Raw genomic sequence first — 19477 nt, 5'->3', positions numbered from 1 at the left:
CCGGGATCACGGGCGATTGGCGCAGTTGGTAGCGCGCTTCCTTCACACGGAAGAGGTCATCAGTTCGAGTCTGGTATCGCCCACCACCGAGACCCGCGTCACGACGCGGGTCTCTTGTGTTTCCGGGCCCACCCTGCGCGCGTGCCGGGAGGCGGACTCCACCGGCGTGCGCAGCATCCGCCTCCTTCGTCGTCAGACCCCGCGGGGGCGCCGCCGCGCGACGAGGGCGAGCGCACCCAGGACGAGAGAGGCGATCGCCGCTCCCACGCCGGCCCAGAGCTGCTGCCCGCCGGTGGCGGCGAGCTCCTGCGGGGTGACCGATCCGCTGCCCTCGGTGAGGGGCTTCTCCTCGGGTGTCGGATCGACCTCGGGGTCGACGATCTCGGGAACGATCTCGTCGGGCGTGCGGGCGGATGCCGCGTCGGTCGCGGTCAGCACGTGCGATTGACCGAGAGCGGATGCCGCGGCGATGTAGCGCTCGCCGATGGACTGCCCCGGCAGGAACGCGCCCGCGCGGGTGGGGTCTGCGAAGTCCGCCGACGCCGTGGCCGGGCTGGTGACCGCTCCGACGAGCGACTCCTGCGTGTAGACGACCGAGGCGGACGCGCCGGGGGCGAGGGTCGTCGGGAAGTCGTCGCCGGCGAAGCCGTCGTCCGAGACGGTGAGGCCGGTGAGGGTCAGGTTGCCCGTGTTGGTGACGGTCGTGCGCCACCGCACGTCGGATCCGCGCGGCACCAGGACGTCCTTCCCCCACGCGGCGTCGTCGGCCGGGTCGCAGAGTCCGTCGATGCAGACCTCGCGCAGCACCGAAAGACCGGGCTGGGCAACCGCGATGTAGGCCGAGTCGGCGGATGAGATCCGCACGCCGGGGTTCGGCGTTGTACCCGTGTTGACCCCGGGCACGTTGCCGTACCAGACGCGCACCGGCCGGGTGTCGGCCGTGAAGGGGCCGAGCACCTTGTCGCCGGTGAAGATGAACTTCCCGGGTGCGCCGGCATCGACGTTGTCCAGGGGGATGCGCTTCCACCACGAGCCGTCGAACGGCACGGCGCCGTCGCCGGGATCGGTGGCGTACTGCTCCGCCATCTCCGGCGGCGTGCCGAAGCTCGTGAGGTCCCACGCACCGTCGACGTCGCCCCAGACCGTGCTGGAAACGCTGCATCCGGCACTCGTCCCGAAGTATCGGATGCTGTCTCCGTCAGAGATCCAGGTGGTGATGTTCGCATCACTCCCGACGCTGCCCGCGCTGGCCGCATTGCTGCGTGGAGTGAAGCCGTTGACGAAGGCGGCGGACGAGCGCTGCTCGTCGTCCTCCGCCATCGTGGTGTCGTCCCAGCACCACATCCGATCCTTGGAGATCGTGTAGCGCGTCGCCGGCTCCAGCGTGAGGGGCGCAAGCGTGGGCACCTCGGCAGCGACGGGCGCGTACGAATCGTCCGCGACGGCCGCGGTGGTGAGGGCGGACGTACCGCCCGCGACGAGAAGGCCGATGAGGCCGAGTGACAGTGTGCGCGCCGGGCGCGCGGAAATGGTGTTCAAGAGCGTCTCCCCCGAGGAATGTCGTCTCCGCGGGCGATCCGGCGGAGCGAAGTCGATCATTCGACGTTGTCAGGCGCGGCGGTCGCCGGTCGCTCGAGAGGAGGTGGTGCCGTGCGCGCCCATCGAGGTGCAGTAGTGACGAGCCCTCGCTTGCGTACTCGCCGCGCTCGATTGCGTACCGGCCGAAAGCGGGGTCTACTCCCCCACGCTCCAGCCGTAGCGACGCTGGAGGGCCGCCGCGATCCGCGTGAACCGATCGAGGTCGAGAGCGGATGCCTCTCGGCGCATCCCGTTCGCATGCACGCTGTACAGCTGCTCGATGTCGACCCATGACGGCCGGCCCTGGGAATCCCACGGACCCGACCCGATCGAGAGGAAATCGCGATCGCCTTCGTGCGCCTTGCTCGTGAGCCGCACGGCGTACACGCGGTCGGCGCTCTGACGGCCGATCACGAGCACCGGTCGGTCTTTGCCGCGGCCGTCGTTCTCGGCGTAGGGCACCCAGGTCCACACGACCTCACCGGCATCCGGATCCCCGTCGCGATCCGGGGCGTACGTGATCCGCAGGCCGTTGCGGCCCGGCGGCGGGATCTCGACGGTCGCGATCGCGGCGTCGGCGCGTGCGGCGCGCTGCAGCTGCTCGTCGAGCACCGGCAGTCCGCCCGCGGCCACGTTGACGACGCCCGGCGCCGCCGCACGGAAGAAGCCCTTGATCCGATCGAGGAGGGTCGTTCTCTGAGCCACCTGCCCACCCTCTCACGTGCCCCCGCCCGGCGCACGCGAGAGGGGCGCCGCGCGAACGCGACGCCCCTCTGCTGCTGTGTGCGAGGAAGTGGAACCGATCAGGCGATCTGGTCGGCGAGCTTGTAGCCCTCTTCGCCGTGGACGACGGTGTCGACTCCGGCGATCTCGTCCTCGTTGGTGACGCGGAAGCCGATCGTCTTCTCGATGATCGTGCCCAGGACCCAGGCGACGGCGAACGAGTAGAGCAGGACGGCGCCGGCCGAGAGGAACTGGACGATCAGCTGGTCGGCGTTGCCGCCGAGGAACAGGCCCGTGCCCGTGGCGAAGAAGCCGAGGTACAGGGTTCCGATGAGGCCGCCGACGAGGTGGATGCCGACGACGTCGAGCGAGTCGTCGAAGCCGAGCTTCCACTTGAGCTCGACCGCGAGGGCGCAGACGACACCGGCCACGAGGCCGAGGAGGAGCGCCCAGCCCGGTGCGAGTGCGTAGCACGCGGGGGTGATGGCGACCAGGCCTGCGACGGCTCCGGACGCAGCGCCGACCGACGTGGCCTTGCCGTCCTTGACCTTCTCGATGATGACCCAGCCGAGGATCGCCGCGGCGGTGGCGCCGAGCGTGTTGATCGTGATGAGGCCGAGTCCGTCCATGCCGACCGTCGCCGCAGCGCCGCCGTTGAAGCCGAACCAGCCGAACCACAGGATCGCCGCGCCCAGGAGCACGAGGGGCACGTTGTGCGGCTTCTGGATGCCCTTCTGGAAGCCGATGCGCTTGCCGAGGACGAGCGCCAGCGCGAGGGCGGCGGCACCGGCGTTGATGTGGACGGCCGTGCCGCCCGCGTAGTCGATCGTGGTGGTGGAGAGGCCCAGCAGACCACCGAGGTTGCCGATCCAGCCGGTCATCCCCTCGTCGTTGAAGCCCCAGACCCAGCCGGCGACCGGGAAGTAGACGATGGTGGCCCAGATGGCCGCGAAGATCATCCACGCGCCGAACTTGGCGCGGTCGGCGATGGCGCCGGAGATCAGTGCGACCGTGATGATCGCGAAGGTCGCACCGTACGCGACGCCGGCGAGGCCGTCGCCCTGCGTGCCGAGGCTGCCCTCAGCGAGCTTGGTGAGACCGAAGTCCGAGAAGGGGTTGCCGAGCACGCCGGGGATGAGGTTTCCCTCGCCGGGGCTCACGGTGCCCATGTTGAATCCGTAGAGGATCCAGAGAACGCCGATGAGTGCGATGGCGCCGAAGCTCATCATCATCATGCTGACGACGCTCTTCGCCTTGACGAGACCGCCATAGAAGAACGCCACGCCCGGCGTCATGAAGAGCACCAGCGCTGTCGCGGTGATGTACCAAGCGAGATTTCCGCTGTCCATGAGAATCCTCATCCAATGTGTCGTGTTACTCGAGGGGCGCCGAGGTGGCCGCAGGTCGGGTCGCGGCACTTCGGGCTGGGCCCAAGTTTCACGACACACCGTTTCGAACGGCGTGCGTGTCGTGTTTCGCAACGGTTACGCGGGTGCCCCCTGCGTAAACATCACGTTTCGGGATGCCGTCAGTCGGCCCCCGAACCCCTCTCACTCGTGTGTGAGGGCGTTGAGCCGTGAGACGGCCCTGAGGTACTTCTTGCGATATCCGCCGGCCAGCATCTCGTCTCCGAAGACTTCGTCGAGAGGGCGTCCGGAGGCCCGGATGGGGATCTGCGCGTCATACGCGCGGTCGATGAAGGCCACCAGGCGCAGCGCGCTCGACTGGTCGACGAGCTGGTGCACGTCGCGCAGGCCGATGACGTCGAGCCCGTCGAGCAGACGGATGTACCGGCTGGGGTGCACACGGGCGAGGTGGTCGATCAGCGAGTCGAACGCGTCGTCGGACACCACGCCGCGCGTCGCGGCATCCGCGATCGCCGTCGGATACTCGTCGTCGGCCAGCGACACCGCGTGCCCGTCGAGCGCGCGCTGACGGTAGTCGGTGCCGTCGATGCGGAGCGTCTCGAAGCTCGCCGACATCGCGTGGATCTCGCGGAGGAAGTCCTGGGCCGCGAAACGCCCCTCGCCGAGGGCATTCGGCGGGGTGTTGGACGTCGCCGCCAGCTTCGTTCCCGTCGCGACGAGCTCGCCCAGCAGCCGGGTCATCACCATCGTGTCGCCGGGATCGTCGAGTTCGAACTCGTCGATGCACAGCAGGTCGGAGCCGCGGAACAGGTCGACGGTGTTCTTGTAGCCCAGTGCGCCCACCAGCGCGGTGTACTCGATGAACGAGCCGAAGTACTTCCGCCGGGCGGGCATGTCGAGATAGACGGCGGCGAGCAGGTGGGTCTTGCCGACGCCGAAGCCGCCGTCGAGGTACACGCCCGGCTTGGGCTCGGGCCCCTTCTTGGGGCGTCGGAAGAATCCGCCCTTCGCGGCGGGAGCCCCCTGGCCGCAGAAGGCCAGGAGGGTGTCCTTCGCTTCCTGCTGCGACGGGAAGGCAGGGTCGGCACGGTATGTGTCGAACGTCGCGTCGTCGAACTGCGGAGGCGGAACGAGCGCGGCGACCATCTCGGCCCCCGAGACCTGCGGAGCGCGCTCGGAGAGATGGACGATGCCGGTGGAGGTCATGCGGTGATCCTGTGTCGCAGGGTGACGGCGGGAATGCGGTACCCCGCCGGGGAATCTAGGGTCGGAGTCGACGGTTCCACCCTACCGTCGCCCATCGATCCCCGACCCGAGGAGCCCCCAGTGACCGTCGAGACCGACACGTCGTCCGCCAAGTTCGCCGAATACTCCGAGCCGGGTCGCCTCGTGACGGGCGAGTGGCTCGAGGCGCGCCTCGGCACGCCCGGACTCGTCGTGATGGAATCCGACGAGGATGTGCTCCTCTACGAGACCGGTCACATCCCGGGAGCCGTGAAGGTCGACTGGCACACCGAGCTGAACGACCCCGTCGTGCGCGACTACGTCGACGGCGCGGGTTTCGCCGAGCTGCTCAGCCGCAAGGGCATCGCACGCGACGACACCGTCGTGATCTACGGCGACAAGAACAACTGGTGGGCCGCCTACGCGCTCTGGGTGTTCTCGCTGTTCGGACACGAGGACGTGCGTCTCCTCGACGGCGGCCGCGACAAGTGGATCGCGGAGGGACGGCCGATCACGACCGACAAGACCGTGCGTCCGACGACCGAGTACCCCGTCGTCGAGCGCGACGACTCGGTTCTGCGCGCCTACAAGGAGGACGTGGTGGCGCATCTCGGCCGCGGATCGCTCATCGACGTGCGCTCCCCGGAGGAGTACGACGGCACCCGCACGTCCGCCCCGGCCTATCCCGAGGAGGGCGCGCTGCGCGCCGGGCACATCCCGACGGCGCAGAGCGTGCCGTGGGCGCGGGCGGTCGCCGAGGACGGCGGCTTCAAGTCCCGCGCCGAGCTCGACGCGATCTACCGCGACGGGGCCGGACTGCGCGACGGCGACGAGATCGTCGCGTACTGCCGCATCGGCGAGCGGTCGAGCCACACGTGGTTCGTGCTCAACCACCTGCTCGGCTTCGAGAACGTGCGCAACTACGACGGCTCGTGGACCGAGTGGGGCAGCGCTGTGCGGGTTCCGATCGTCACGGGATCCGAGCCCGGCACGGTCTAGCCCTCCGCGCGGTCCGCGCGCCCGGCGCTCGCACCGTACGCGTGGGAGGATGGGGGCGATGACCGACACCGCCCTCCCCTCCCGCCTCGCCGAGATCCGCGAGGAGTTCCTCGAGCTCCCCGAGCCCGAGCGTCTCGAGCTGCTTCTCGAATTCGCGAACGACCTCCCGGACATCCCCGAGGAGTACGCGGGGCACCCCGAGCTGCAGGAGCGGGTCGTCGAATGCCAGTCGCCGGTCTACATCGTCGTCGACGTCTCCGCCGACGACGTCGTGGCGATGCATGCCACCGCGCCGCGCGAGGCGCCGACGACGCGGGGGTTCGCGAGCATCCTCGCGCAGGGTCTCACCGGACTCACCGCCGACGAAGTGATCGGCATCCCCGACGACTTCCCGCAGTCCATCGGCCTCACGCGCGCCGTGTCGCCCCTGCGCATCGCCGGCATGACGGGGATGCTCCTGCGCGCGAAGCGTCAGGTGAAGGCGAAGCGCGCGGCCTGACCGCAGACGTCAGCCGCTCGCCGCGGGCGCCGTCACGCGGCGGTCGATCCAGGTGCGGATGCGGTCGCTCCACCGCTCCTGGTCGTAGTTCCACAGCTTCGTGTGGCGGGCGACCTCGAACACTTCGAGCTCGACGAGGTCGGGACGCGCGAGGACGAGGTCGTGCGACGCATCCGAGGGCACGAAGCCGTCGTCGTCGGAGTGCAGGATGAGCACCGGATGCCGCAGCTCCGCCGCACGCTTGACGACGTCGAGGCGATCGAACGGGATCGCCGCGCCCGAACCGACGACGGGCGTCGCCCAGTCGGCCGCGAGGGCCCCGATCGCCAGGCCCGCGACGGTGTGCGGGACCCGCATGAGCTTCGCCTGATAGTCGAGGACGACCCGCCAGTCGACCACGGGGGAATCGACGATGATCCCGGCGATCAGGTCGCGGTGGGCCGAGTTGAGCGCGACCTGCAGCACGATCGCGCCGCCCATCGACCAGCCCATGAGCAGGACGCGCTTCGCGCCGCGGCGGCGGGCGAAGCCGAGCGCGGCATCCACGTCGCGCCACTCGGTGGCGCCGAGGGCGTACGTGCCGGCGCGGCTGCGCGGCGCCTCGCCGTCGTTGCGGTACGACACCACGAGGCTCGAGAAGCCGAGGGAATGGAACAGCGGAACGGCACGGAGGCACTCCGCCCGTGTGGTGCCGCGTCCGTGCACCTGGATGACCCACGTGTCGGTCTCGGCGGCGGCATCCGGATCGGCGGGGAAAAGCCAGGCCGGGCACGGTCCGAGCGGTGAGCCGACGAGTTCGGGGCTGAAGGGGAGGTGGAGCTCTTCCGGGCGGGAGAAGTACCACCCGCTGAAGGCGGCATCCGGTGACAGGCGCGAACGGCCGTCCACCTCGGTCAGGAGCTTGCGCTTCACCGACGTGTCGTCCTCCGCGAGCACGGACCCGAGCTTGAGATACGCCTCGGTGCCGCTCGTGAAGAGGCCGTAACGGCCGGGGAGTCCGGTGTCGGCCGTTCGCGACAGCGTGATCGTCTGCGCGGCGGTGTCGAGCGAGAGGATGCGGGTGTCGGCGACCCGCAGCGCCGGGGTCACGACCTGGCGGGCCAGACGCACCGAGAAGAACGCGAGGACCGACAGCACACCGGCCAGCGCGAGGCTCAAGCCTGCGACGGCTGCGCGGAGCGTGTCCACGAGTGCGGGTGAGGCGCCGCGTGATGCGGCGCGCCTGGAGGGGACCATCGAGGCCTCACTCTAGTCTGTCGGCGTGGCCACGCTCCGTCCCCCCGCGACTCCGGTCGCCTTCGCGCGCGCCGCAGACGACATCCGCTCGCTCGAGATCCGCGGGGACTTCCTCGTCCGCGAGATCCCCGCTCCGCCCGGACTCGCGCCCGACGCCCTCGCCTTGGCCGGCGACGTGCGACCGGAGGAGGAGGGCGTCGACTCCCCCTACGGCACCGGACGCCTCATCCTGCTGCACGATCCCGACGAGCCGGGTGCATGGAACGGGCCGTGGCGCATCATCTGCTTCGCGCAGGCGCCGCTCGAACCCGACATCGGCGTCGATCCGCTCCTGGCCGACGTCGCGTGGGCGTGGCTCGTCGACGCGCTGAAGTCGCACGGCGCCGGACACCACTCGGCATCCGGCACCGCCACCAAGACGATCTCGAAGGGCTTCGGCACGCTCGCCGCCGAAGGCGACGGCGCCCAGATCGAACTGCGCGCCTCTTGGTCTCCCCAGGGACCCCTCACCCCGCACGTCGAGGCCTGGGCCGAACTCGTCTGCATGTTGGCGGGGTTGCCCCCGGGGTCGGAGGGCATCGAAGTGCTCGGAACTCGCAGGACTGCGCGTGGCTGAATACACCGTCATCACGGATGCCGATGCCGCCGTCGATGCGGCGCTGACGCTGGCCGAGGGCACGGGCCCGGTCGCCGTCGACGTCGAACGCGCGTCGGGCTTCCGCTACTCGCAGCGCGCGTATCTGGTGCAGGTGTTCCGCCGTGGCGCGGGCGTCTTCCTCTTCGACCCGCCCGCGGTCGGCGACTTCACCGCTCTCCAGGAGGCGATCGGCGACGAGGAGTGGGTGCTGCACGCCGCGAGCCAGGACCTGCCGTCGCTGCGCGAACTGGGGCTCGACCCTCACACGATCTTCGACACCGAGCTCGCCGCCCGGCTCCTCGGGCATGCGCGCGTCGGGCTCGGCGCCGTCGTGGAGGACACGCTGGGCATCACCCTCGCCAAGGCCCACTCCGCGTCCGACTGGTCCACGCGACCGCTGCCGCAGTCGTGGCTGGAGTACGCCGCCCTCGATGTCGAGCACCTCATCGACGTCCGCGACGTCCTCGTCGCCGAACTCGTCGAGCAGGCCAAGACCGAGTTCGCGGCCGAGGAGTTCCGCGCGGTGCTCGATCGGGTGCCCAAGCCGGCGCGCGAAGAGCCCTGGCGGCGTCTGAGCGGCCTGCACACCGTCCGTGGTCGGCGGGCTCTCGCGGTCGCACGATCGCTGTGGCAGGCGCGTGAGGAGTTCGCGCAGGCGCAGGATGTCTCGCCCGGCCGGCTCGTGCCCGATCGATCGCTCGTCGCTGCGATCCTCGCCGATCCCCCGTCGAAGGCCGAGCTCGCGCGCCTCAAGGAGTTCAACGGCCGTGCGAGCCGCTCCGAGCTCGACCGGTGGTGGGCGGCGATCGAGGCCGGTCGCGCGGCGACCGACCTCCCGACCGACCGCGCGGTCGGCGGCGACACGCTGCCGCCCCCGCGGGCCTGGGTCGATCGCAACCCCGACGCCGACGCCCGCCTGAAGGCGGCCAGGCCACGGGTCGAGGAGATCGCCGAGGCTCTGGCGATGCCGACCGAGAACCTGCTGACACCCGAGACCCTCCGCCGCGTCGCGTGGACGCCTCCCGCCGACATCACGGCCGAGTCCATCGGCGCATCGCTGGCCGCGCTCGGCGCGCGCCCGTGGCAGATTGCGCAGACTGCACAGGTGATCGCCGATGCCTTTGTGGGTTCCGTGCAAGACGACTCGGAGGCGCCCGAAACCGCTTCGTAGGTTTCCCCCACCCGATTCGAGCCGGGAAAAACGCCTTCCGTAGGCTGGGGTCATACCCAAACTTGGAGGCAGAGTGGCCGAGATCTCGGACGTCTTCTTCGTCGATGGCATGCGAACCCCTTTCGGGCGTGCCGGCGAAAAAGGCCAGTACTGGAACACCCGCTCCGATGACCTCGCCGTCAAGGCGACCATCGGACTCATGGAGCGCAACGCGAACGTTCCTGCGGACCGCATCGACGACGTCGCGATCGCCGCGACGTCGCAGACCGGCGAACAGGGCCTGACCCTCGGCCGCTCGGTCGCGATCCTCGCGGGGCTCCCGCAGTCGGTGCCCGGCTTCGCGATCGACCGGATGTGCGCCGGAGCGATGACGAGCGTCACGACGATGGCGGGATCCATCGGCATGGGCATGTACGACCTCGCCCTCGCCGGCGGCGTCGAGCACATGGGGCACTACCCGATCGGCGGAAACGCCGACCCCAACCCGCGCTTCGTCTCGGAGCGCATGGTCGACCCGGGCGCCTTGAACATGGGCGTCACGGCCGAGCGCATCTTCGATCGCTTCCCGCACCTCACGAAGGAGCGCTCCGATCGGTTCGGCATGCGCAGTCAGCAGAAGGCTCAGGCGGCGTACGACGCCGGCAAGTTCCAGCCCGACCTGGTGTCGGTCGCCGTCAAGGACGCCGACGGCGCCTGGGGGCTGGCCACCGAAGACGAGGGTCGCCGTCCGCAGACGACGATGGACGACCTAGCCGCGCTGAAGACTCCGTTCCGTCCGCACGGCCGGGTGACCGCCGGAACATCGTCGCCGCTCACCGACGGCGCGACGATGTCGCTCCTCGCGGGCGGTCGAGCCGTCAAGGAGCTCGGTCTCGCCCCGAAGATGCGCCTCGTCTCGTTCGCATTCGCTGGCGTGCAGCCGGAGATCATGGGCATCGGCCCGATCCCCTCCACGGAGAAGGCGCTGAAGAAGGCCGGTCTCACGATCGGCGACATCGGCCTCTTCGAGCTCAACGAGGCGTTCGCGATCCAGGTGATCTCCCTCCTCGATCACTTCGGCATCGACGACGACGACCCGCGCGTCAACCAGTGGGGCGGCGCGATCGCGCTGGGTCACCCCCTCGCGGCATCCGGTGTGCGTCTGATGATCCAGCTCGCGGCGCAGTTCGCCGAGCGTCCCGACGTGCGCTATGGCCTCACCGCGATGTGCGTGGGCCTCGGACAGGGCGGTTCGGTCATCTGGGAGAACCCGCACTACGACGGAAAGAAGCGCTGATCCGATGACGAACTACGACGACGTCGACTTCACGCCCATCATGGCCCTCACCGAGGGCGAGGTGATCACGCACTCCCCCGTGCGCGACATCCGCCTCCCCTCCGGCAAGGTGCTCGCCCTCATCACGCTCGACAACGGGCGCGACCACACGCGGCCGAACACGCTCGGTCCGGCGACGCTGACCGAGCTGGGGCAGACCCTGACAGCCCTCACCGCGCGGGCGGCCGCCGGCGAGATCCAGGCGGTCGGCATCACCGGCAAGCAGTACATCCTCGCCGCCGGCGCCGATCTGTCCGACATCTCCCGGGTGGGATCGAAGGACAACGCCAAGCTCATCGCCCAGCTCGGACACAAGGTGCTCGGCCAGCTCGGCGAGCTCGGAGTGCCCTCCTTCGCCTTCGTCAACGGGCTCGCGCTCGGTGGCGGCCTCGAGATCGCCCTCAATTCGACCTACCGCACCGTGGATTCCTCCGCCGCCGCGATCGCGCTGCCCGAGGTGTTCCTCGGCATCATCCCCGGATGGGGCGGGGCGTACTTGCTGCCCAACCTGATCGGCATCGAGAACGCGCTCGAGGTCGTGATCTCCAACCCGCTCAAGCAGAACCGGATGCTGAAGCCCCAGCAGGCGTTCGACTACGGCATCGTCGACGCGATCTTCTCGCCGGCGACATACCTGGAGAGCTCGCTCGCGTGGGCCGACGGCGTGCTGAACGGAAAGATCAAGGTCGACCGCAAGAACGAGCCCGGCAAGATCGAGCGCGCTGTCAAGTGGCCCGTCGCCATCAAGATGGCCCGTGGCATGCTCGAGTCGAAGATCGGCACGGTGCCGAAGTCGCCCTACGTCGCGCTCGAGCTGCTCGAGAAAGCGAAGAGCGGCACGAAGGCCGAGGGCTTCGCCCGCGAAGACGACGCCCTCGCGGAGCTCGTCACGGGCGACCAGTTCGCGGCATCCATGTACGCCTTCGATCTCGTGCAGAAGCGCGCGAAGCGTCCGGTGGGTGCTCCCGACAAGGAGCTCGCGAAGAAGGTCGCCAAGGTCGGCATCATCGGTGCGGGTCTGATGGCCAGCCAGTTCGCGCTGCTGTTCGTGCGCAAGCTCAAGGTGCCCGTGCTGATCACCGACCTCGACCAGGCACGCGTCGACAAGGGTGTGGCGTACATCCACGACGAGATCGGCAAGCTTCAGGCCAAGCGGCGTCTCGACGCCGATGCGGCCAACCAGCTCCGTGCTCTCGTCACCGGCACGACCGACAAGAGCCTGTTCGCGGACTGCGATTTCGTCATCGAGGCCGTCTTTGAGGAGGTCGGCGTCAAGCAGACCGTCTTCGGAGAGATCGAGAAGATCATCGCTCCCGATGCGATCCTCGCCACCAACACCTCGTCGCTGTCGGTGGAGGAGATCGGGTCGAAGCTCGAGCACCCCGAGCGCCTGGTGGGCTTCCACTTCTTCAACCCGGTCGCCGTCATGCCGCTCATCGAGATCGTCAAGACGCCCCAGACGGCGGATGCCGCGCTCTCGACCGCGTTCGTGGTGGCCAAGGGCCTCGGCAAGAATGCGGTGCTCACGGCGGACGCACCCGGATTCGTGGTGAACCGCCTCCTGGCCAAGGTCATGGGCGAGGCGGCCCGCGCCGTCTACGAGGGCACTCCCGTCGCCGATGTCGAGAAGGCATTCGCCCCACTCGGGCTGCCGATGGGGCCGTTCCAGCTGATCGACCTGGTCGGCTGGAAGGTGGCCGCGCACGTGCAGGACACGATGGTGCGCGCATTCCCCGACCGGTTCTACGCCAACGAGAACTTCCACGCGCTGGCCGAGCTCGACGCCGTCGTGGAGAAGGACAAGGGCGGTCGCGTCACCGGATTCACGAAGGTGGCCGACAAGGTGCTCAAGGGCCACACGGGATCGACGCCCGCATCTGCGGCGACGATCCTGGGTCGCGTCCAGGACGGGCTCGCGCAGGAGATCAAGATCATGCTCGACGAGGGCGTCGTGCCCGAGGTCGAAGACATCGACCTGTGCCTGATCCTCGGTGCCGGATGGCCCTTCATCGACGGCGGAGCATCGCCCTACCTCGACCGCGAGGGGGCATCCGAGCGCGCCTTCGGCGACACGTTCCACCACCCCGCGATCCGCGGGATCGCGTCGGCATAGGCGGCGCGCCCGCCCCAGACAGGCGATGCGCCGAAGACAGGCTGTTCTCTCGCAGATCAGCCTGATCTCGGCGCATCGCCTGTTTTCGGGCAAAGCATTGCGCTCGCGCAGGACAACGGAGGCCGTCGAGCGCGTGAACTCTCGCGCGCGACCGCGTCGGTGGGCCGATCGACTCCCGCGCGCGAGGCATCCTGGCACCATGTTCGAGATGATCTCCGGGTTGTTCAGCGGCAACGCGCTCAGCGTGCTGGTCAAGACGAGCGGCGCCGCGCTGACGATGCTCGTCGTCGTGCCGGCGCTCATGAAGCTCTTCCTCGTGACGGTGGACGAGGGCTCTGCCGCGATCCGCACCCGCAATGGGAAGCCGATCATCCGCCGGGTCCGCGGTTCGGGCGATGCGCGCGGTGAGGTCGTGGTGCTGCGGCCGGGTACGCACGGGGCGTTCCCGATCTTCAACTGGTACCGGATGGTCGACGTGCGCGCCCGCTCGACGGACCTCCCAGCGCGCAGCCTCACGGGAGCCGGCGGTCACCAGCACCTCGTCCACGCGTCGTACGACTGGCGGCCGATCGTCTCGGGCCACGATCTGCGCGTGCTCGAGCTCGACGTCGTCAACGTGAAGGAGCGGGCGGGGAACATCGTCGGCGCGGCGCTGCGCGACCTCGTGCACGGCCTCGACGGAGCGATCCTCCCGCCGAACGAGCTGCTCTCGCCGCGTGTCGTGGCCGCCAGCGCGGAGCGGGTGCGCACCGAGTGCGGCATCGAGCTGCTCAGCGTCATGGTGACCGGCGACGCCCTCACCGACGGTTATCTGCTGTCGCAGGCGATGACCGGCGGGACGCCGCATCCGTCGACATCCGGATGGGACCCCGCGCCCACGATCTTCGCGAATCGTCTCACGTCGGTCGGGTGACCTCGGAGCCGGTGTGGAATGATCTGAACGTGTTCAGTTCATCCAGCCCTGCCGCCACCACTACCAAGAGCGAGCGAACGCGCGCGCTGATCCGCGACGTCGCTCTCCGATCCTTCCGCGAGCGCGGCTACGACGCCACGACCATCCGACTGATCGCCGACGAGGCGGGTGTCTCCGTCGGCACGACGAACTACCACTTCGCGAGCAAGAACCATCTCGTGCAGGAGCTCTATCTCGACGTGCAGGAACGGCATCGGGATGCCGCGCAGCCCGAGCTTGCGACATCCACCGATCTCATCCAGCGTCTCGGGAGCGTCTACCGCACGGGACTGGAGCAGCTGGCGCCGTACCACCCGCACGCCCCCGAGTTCCTCTCCGCCGCCGTCTCACCCCGCTCCCCGATCAACCCGCTGTCACCCGAGTCCGCGCCCGCACTCGAGATCGTGGAAGGACTCTTCCGGGAGGCCGTGGACGGCTCGTCGCACAAGCTCCCCGCCGACCTCGCCGGCGCCCTGCCGAAGGCCTTCGTGCTCGGCCATCTGCTTCTCGCGCTGTTCTGGGTCTACGACCGCTCCCCCGGTCAGCGCCGCACGCAGACCCTTCTGGACGGCGGACTGAAGCTGCTGAAGTCCGCCCTCCCGCTGGCGCGGGTTCCGGTGCTGCGCGCGCCCCTCAGCGAGCTCCTGGATCTCGTGGGAGAGGTTCGGGCCTGACTGCTCAGCCGTCGGCGTTCGAGCGCGCCCAGTCCCCCACGAGGGGCGCGTCGGCCGACGCTCGCGCCACGGGGATCCGGGTGCCCAGCACCTGGGAGACGACATCCTGCGCGATCTTCGACGCCGTGAGTCCGGCATCCTCGAGGATCTGCTCGCGGCTGGCGTGATCTATGAACTCGTCGGGAAGCCCGAGCTCGTCGACGGCCGTGTCGACACCCGCTTCACGCAGCACCTGGCGCACGCGGGTTCCGACGCCGCCGACGCGGATGCCGTCCTCGATGGTGATGACGAGGCGGTGCGAGGCGGCGAGCTCCACGATCGACGGCTGAACCGGAACAGCCCACCGCGGATCGACGACGGTGGCGCCGATCCCCTGTGCGCGCAGGCGCTCGGCCACGTCGACGGCCAGATGCGCCATGGGGCCGATGCCGACGATCAGAACGTCTTCGGCATCGCCGCGCACCAGCACGTCGACGCCGTCGTCGAGCCGTTCGATCGCGGGAAGCTCGGGGCTCACCGACCCCTTCGGGTAGCGGATGACGGTGGGGGCGTCGTCGACCGCGACGGCCTCGCGCAGCTCCTCGCGCAGACGGATCTCGTCGCGCGGTACGGCGATGCGGATGTTCGGGACGATCTGCAGCATCGCGAGATCCCAGATGCCGTGGTGGCTGGGACCGTCGGGGCCGGTCACGCCGGCGCGGTCGAGCACGAACGTGACGCCCGCCTTGTGCAGGGCGACATCCATCAGCACCTGGTCGAACGCGCGGTTCATGAACGTCGCGTAGATCGCCACGACCGGGTGGAGTCCTCCGTAGGCCATGCCGGCCGAGGATGCCACGGCGTGCTGCTCGGCGATTCCCACGTCGTACACGCGGTCGGGGAACCGCTGCGCGAACGGCAGGAGGCCCGTGGGGCGCAGCATCGCCGCGGTGATCCCGATGACTTCGGGCGTCTCCTCGCCGATGGAGACGAGCTCCTCCGCGAAGACATCCGTCCACCCGAGACTCGACGACCCGCCGACCGGAAGGCCCGAGACGGGGTCGATGCGACCGACGGCATGGAACTGGTCGGCTTCGTCGTCGCGCGCAGGCTGGTAGCCGCGTCCCTTGTCGGTGATCGCGTGCACGATCACGGGGGCACCGTACGACTTCGCGAGCTCGAGCGTCTCGACGAGCGTCTCGAGGTCGTGGCCGTCGACGGGACCCAGGTACTTGATGTCGAGGTTCGAGTACAGGTCGGTGTTGTTCGCGAACCGCGACAGGAAGCCGTGCGTTCCGCCGCGGACACCGCGGTAGACGGCGCGCGCCGCCGGGCCGAGCTTGCGGAACACCGTCGCGGAGCCCTCGTGGAGCGTGCGATACGTCTCCGCGGTCCGTACACGGTTCAGATAGCGGGCCATGCCGCCGATCGTCGGCGCGTAGGAGCGTCCGTTGTCGTTGACGATGATGACGAGGTTGCGGTCGTTGTCGTCGGAGATGTTGTTGAGCGCCTCCCACGTCATGCCACCGGTGAGCGCGCCGTCTCCCACGACGGCGACGACGTGACGATCGGTGCGACCCGTGCGGGTGAGCGCGCGCGAGAGTCCGTCGGCCCAGCTGAGCGAGCTCGACGCGTGGGAGGACTCGACGACGTCGTGAGGACTCTCCGATCGCTGCGGGTAGCCGGCGAGGCCGCCGCGCGAGCGCAGATCGGAGAAGTCCTGACGGCCGGTCAGCAGCTTGTGGACGTACGACTGGTGCCCGGTGTCGAAGATGACGGGGTCGTTGGGCGAATCGAAGACCTTGTGGAGCGCGATCGTGAGCTCGACGACTCCGAGATTCGGCCCGAGGTGCCCGCCCGTGCGGGAGACATTCTCGACGAGGAATGCGCGGATCTCGGCGGCGAGCTCTTCGAGCTGCGCCGGGGAGAGGGCGTCGAGGTCGCGTGGACCGCCGATGTTCTCCAGAAGGCCCATCCGGTCTGCCCTTTCGTCACCTGAATGCGGGATGCCGCAGCATCCTCCGAGTCTACGCGTGGAGTCTGCGCACACGCCGAAGCCCCGGGCCCTTTTCAGGCCCGGGGCTTCGATGCGTCAGACGAGCGACCGCAGAACGTACTGCAGGATGCCGCCGTTGCGGTAGTAATCGGCCTCACCGGGCGTGTCGATGCGCACGACGGCCTCGAACGTCACCGGCTGCTTGCCCTCGGCGGAGAACTCGCTGGGGGTCGCCGTGACCGTGACGGTCTTCGGCGTGACACCCTCGTTGAGCTGCTCGAGGCCCGTGATCGAGACGATCTCGGTGCCGTCGAGTCCGAGCGACTCCCAGCTCTCGCCGGCCGGGAACTGGAGGGGGACGACACCCATGCCGATCAGGTTCGAGCGGTGGATGCGCTCGAAGCTCTCGGTGATGACCGCCTTGACGCCGAGCAGGCTCGTGCCCTTGGCCGCCCAGTCGCGCGACGAGCCGGAGCCGTACTCCTTGCCGCCGAAGATCACGAGCGGGATGCCCTGCGCCTGGTAGTTCTGCGACGCGTCGTAGATGAACGACTGCGGGCCGCCCTCCTGCGTGAAGTCGCGCGTGAAGCCTCCCTCGACGACCGCTCCGTCGTTGACGGCGCTCACGAGGAGGTTCTTCAGGCGGATGTTGGCGAACGTGCCGCGGATCATGACCTCGTGGTTGCCGCGACGCGAGCCGAAGGAGTTGAAGTCCTTCTGGCGGACGCCGTGCTCCTCGAGGTACTTCGCCGCCGGGGTGCCGATCTTGATGTTGCCGGCCGGGCTGATGTGGTCGGTCGTGACCGAGTCGCCGAGCGTGGCCATGACGCGGGCGCCGTGGATGTCGGCGACCGGAGTGAGCTCCATCGTCATGCCGTCGAAGTACGGGGCCTTGCGCACGTACGTCGAGTTCTCGTCCCACTGGAAGACCGAGTCATCCGGAGTCGGAAGGCTCTTCCAGCGCTCGTCGCCCTCGAACACCGTGGCGTACTGCTTGATGAACTGCTCGCGTGAGATCGACGTGTCGATCGTGGCCTGCACCTCTTCGGGCGAGGGCCAGATGTCCTTCAGGAACACGTCGTTGCCGTCGCGGTCCTTGCCGAGCGGGTCGGTCTCGAAGTCGAAGTGCATCGATCCGGCGAGAGCGTAGGCGACCACCAGCGGCGGCGATGCGAGGTAGTTCATCTTCACGTCGGGGCTGATGCGGCCCTCGAAGTTGCGGTTTCCGGACAGCACCGCGGTGACGGCCAGATCGTGATCGTTGATGGCCGCGGAGACCTCTTCGATGAGCGGTCCCGAGTTGCCGATGCAGATCGTGCAGCCGTAGCCGACGGTGTAGAAGCCGAGGCCTTCGAGCGCCTTGTCGAGGCCCGACTTCTCGTAGTAGTCGGTCACGACCTTGGAGCCCGGGCCGAGCGTGGTCTTGACCCACGGCTTCTGCTTGAGGCCCTTCTCCAGCGCGTTGCGGGCCAGCAGCCCGGCTGCGAGCATGACCGACGGGTTCGACGTGTTGGTGCACGACGTGATCGCTGCGAGCGTCACGGCGCCGTTGTCGAGGATGTACGACGTGCCGTCGGGGGCGGTGACCTTGACCGGCTTGGATGCCGCGGCCGGACCGCCGCTGGAGATGTGCACGACGCGCGTCTCCTCGTGCTCGTCGCCGGGAGCGGCGCCCGGGTCGGAGGCGGGGAACGAGTGCTTCGACTCGAGGTCGACGATGTCGTCGGAGGTCGTGGCGTCGGCGTAGTTCAGGATGTCGATCTCGAACTGCGACTTCGCCTCCGACAGCAGGATGCGGTCCTGCGGACGCTTCGGACCCGCGATGCTGGGGACCACGGTCGACAGGTCGAGCTCCATGTACTCGCTGAAGGACGGCTCGTGCGACGCGTCGTGCCACAGCTTCTGGGTCTTCGCGTACGCCTCGACGAGCGAGACGGCCTGGTCGCTCCGGCCGGTGAGGCGCAGGTAGTCGAGCGTGACGTCGTCGATCGGGAATATGGCGGCCGTCGAGCCGAACTCGGGGCTCATGTTGCCGATCGTGGCGCGGTTGGCCAGCGGCACGGAGGCGACGCCGGCTCCGTAGAACTCGACGAACTTGCCGACGACACCGTGCTTGCGCAGCATGTCGGTGATCGTGAGCACGACGTCGGTGGCGGTGACGCCGGCGGGGATCTCGCCGGTGAGCTTGAAGCCGACGACGCGCGGGATGAGCATCGACACGGGCTGGCCGAGCATCGCGGCCTCGGCCTCGATGCCGCCCACGCCCCAGCCGAGCACGCCGAGGCCGTTGACCATCGTGGTGTGCGAGTCGGTGCCGACGCACGTGTCGGGGTAGGCGCGCAGGACGCCGTCGACCGTGCGGTCGTAGATGACCTTCGCGAGGTGCTCGATGTTCACCTGGTGCACGATGCCGGTGCCCGGCGGAACGACCTTGAAGTCGTCGAACGCCGTCTGGCCCCAGCGGAGGAACTGGTACCGCTCGCCGTTGCGCTCGTACTCGATCTCGACGTTGCGCTCGAGGGCGTTCTCCGTGCCGAACAGGTCGGCGATCACGGAGTGGTCGATGACCATCTCGGCGGGCGAGAGCGGGTTGATCTTGTCGGGGTCGCCGCCCAGCGCGCCGACGGCCTCGCGCATCGTGGCGAGGTCGACGATGCAGGGAACGCCGGTGAAGTCCTGCATCACTACGCGCGCGGGCGTGAACTGGATCTCGGTGTCAGGCTCAGCCGCGGGGTCCCACGAGCCGAGGGCCTCGATCTGCGCCTTCGTGACGTTGGCGCCGTCTTCCGTGCGCAGAAGGTTCTCGAGGAGGACCTTGAGGCTGAACGGGAGCTTCTCGTACCCGGCGACGGTGTCGATGCGGAAGATCTCGTAGTCGGTGCTGCCGACCGTCAGGGTGCTCTTGGCACCGAAGCTGTCAACCGTGGACACGTGTGTCTCCTTCGTCGGCGGCGGAGGCGGGGCGGGGCCCGCGTCTCCATCTTCCCCCGGTCGGCAGGCCTCGGCTAGTGAGG

At 69.0% G+C, this 19477-nt stretch carries 15 protein-coding genes and 1 tRNA gene; 9 read left to right on the top strand and 7 right to left on the bottom strand.

The annotated features are described in order from the left end of the window. The first annotated feature begins 10 nt into the window (after positions 1-10). Positions 11-86: transfer RNA gene (locus B0B14_RS06920), tRNA-Val, on the top strand. Positions 87-192: 106 nt separating this feature from the next. Here B0B14_RS06920 and B0B14_RS06915 read toward each other — a convergent pair. From B0B14_RS06915 to zapE, 4 genes are all read right to left on the bottom strand, one after another. After that, complete coding sequence (locus B0B14_RS06915; RefSeq protein WP_076680701.1) at positions 193-1539, bottom strand: DUF7507 domain-containing protein; 1347 nt, start codon at positions 1537-1539, stop codon at positions 193-195. A gap of 195 nt (positions 1540-1734) precedes the next feature. Next, positions 1735-2196: a type II toxin-antitoxin system PemK/MazF family toxin gene (locus B0B14_RS06910; RefSeq protein WP_372236634.1), complete on the bottom strand. Its 462-nt coding sequence runs from the start codon at positions 2194-2196 to the stop codon at positions 1735-1737. 185 nt (positions 2197-2381) lie between these two features. Beyond that, a complete protein-coding gene (locus B0B14_RS06905; RefSeq protein WP_076680699.1) occupies positions 2382-3650 on the bottom strand; it encodes an ammonium transporter in 1269 nt (422 codons plus the stop codon). 201 nt (positions 3651-3851) lie between these two features. Next, positions 3852-4874 carry a cell division protein ZapE gene (gene zapE / locus B0B14_RS06900; RefSeq protein WP_076680698.1) on the bottom strand — a complete coding sequence of 341 codons (1023 nt, stop codon included), beginning with the start codon at positions 4872-4874 and terminating at the stop codon, positions 3852-3854. Positions 4875-4994: 120 nt separating this feature from the next. Here zapE and B0B14_RS06895 point away from each other — a divergent pair, with 120 nt between their 5' ends. Continuing rightward, positions 4995-5891 carry a sulfurtransferase gene (locus B0B14_RS06895; protein ID WP_076680697.1) on the top strand — a complete coding sequence of 299 codons (897 nt, stop codon included), beginning with the start codon at positions 4995-4997 and terminating at the stop codon, positions 5889-5891. A 58-nt stretch (positions 5892-5949) separates the two neighbouring features. Continuing rightward, entirely contained in the window at positions 5950-6390 is a 441-nt protein-coding gene (locus B0B14_RS06890) for a SufE family protein (RefSeq protein ID WP_076680696.1), read from the top strand. A 9-nt stretch (positions 6391-6399) separates the two neighbouring features. On the opposite strand, the gene B0B14_RS06885 is transcribed toward B0B14_RS06890, so the two are convergent. Beyond that, entirely contained in the window at positions 6400-7626 is a 1227-nt protein-coding gene (locus B0B14_RS06885) for an alpha/beta hydrolase family protein (RefSeq protein ID WP_076680695.1), read from the bottom strand. Between the two features lie 25 nt (positions 7627-7651). On the opposite strand from B0B14_RS06885, the gene B0B14_RS06880 reads away from it, so the two are divergent. From B0B14_RS06880 to B0B14_RS06855, 6 genes are all read left to right on the top strand, one after another. Further along, a complete protein-coding gene (locus B0B14_RS06880) occupies positions 7652-8242 on the top strand; it encodes a DUF3000 domain-containing protein (RefSeq protein ID WP_076680694.1) in 591 nt (196 codons plus the stop codon). Beyond that, on the top strand, positions 8235-9434 hold the full coding sequence (locus B0B14_RS06875) for a ribonuclease D (protein WP_076680693.1): 1200 nt from the start codon (positions 8235-8237) through the stop codon (positions 9432-9434). The genes B0B14_RS06880 and B0B14_RS06875 overlap by 8 nt, the downstream gene beginning before the upstream one ends. A 73-nt stretch (positions 9435-9507) precedes the next feature. Continuing rightward, the gene (locus tag B0B14_RS06870; protein ID WP_076680692.1) at positions 9508-10710 is read left to right on the top strand and encodes a thiolase family protein; all 1203 of its coding nucleotides are present in this window, start codon (positions 9508-9510) and stop codon (positions 10708-10710) included. A 4-nt stretch (positions 10711-10714) separates the two neighbouring features. Then, a complete protein-coding gene (locus B0B14_RS06865; RefSeq protein WP_076680691.1) occupies positions 10715-12862 on the top strand; it encodes a 3-hydroxyacyl-CoA dehydrogenase NAD-binding domain-containing protein in 2148 nt (715 codons plus the stop codon). Positions 12863-13061: 199 nt separating this feature from the next. Continuing rightward, positions 13062-13775 carry an SPFH domain-containing protein gene (locus tag B0B14_RS06860; protein WP_076680690.1) on the top strand — a complete coding sequence of 238 codons (714 nt, stop codon included), beginning with the start codon at positions 13062-13064 and terminating at the stop codon, positions 13773-13775. Positions 13776-13804: 29 nt separating this feature from the next. Further along, complete coding sequence (locus B0B14_RS06855) at positions 13805-14488, top strand: TetR/AcrR family transcriptional regulator (protein WP_076681320.1); 684 nt, start codon at positions 13805-13807, stop codon at positions 14486-14488. Positions 14489-14492: 4 nt separating this feature from the next. Here the strand turns inward: B0B14_RS06855 and dxs are convergent, their stop codons facing one another. Together dxs and B0B14_RS06845 are read right to left on the bottom strand one after the other, a co-directional pair. Next, the gene (gene dxs, locus B0B14_RS06850; RefSeq protein WP_076680689.1) at positions 14493-16442 is read right to left on the bottom strand and encodes a 1-deoxy-D-xylulose-5-phosphate synthase; all 1950 of its coding nucleotides are present in this window, start codon (positions 16440-16442) and stop codon (positions 14493-14495) included. 117 nt (positions 16443-16559) lie between these two features. After that, positions 16560-19394 (bottom strand): aconitate hydratase, encoded by a 2835-nt coding sequence (locus B0B14_RS06845; RefSeq protein ID WP_076680688.1) that lies wholly within the window; start codon positions 19392-19394, stop codon positions 16560-16562. Positions 19395-19477 lie beyond the last annotated feature (83 nt).

The organism is Microbacterium sp. RU33B (assembly GCF_900155915.1).
Classification (GTDB): domain Bacteria; phylum Actinomycetota; class Actinomycetes; order Actinomycetales; family Microbacteriaceae; genus Microbacterium.
The sequence above is the reverse complement of the archived record's forward strand: the minus strand, read 5'-3'. Positions and strand labels throughout refer to the sequence as shown.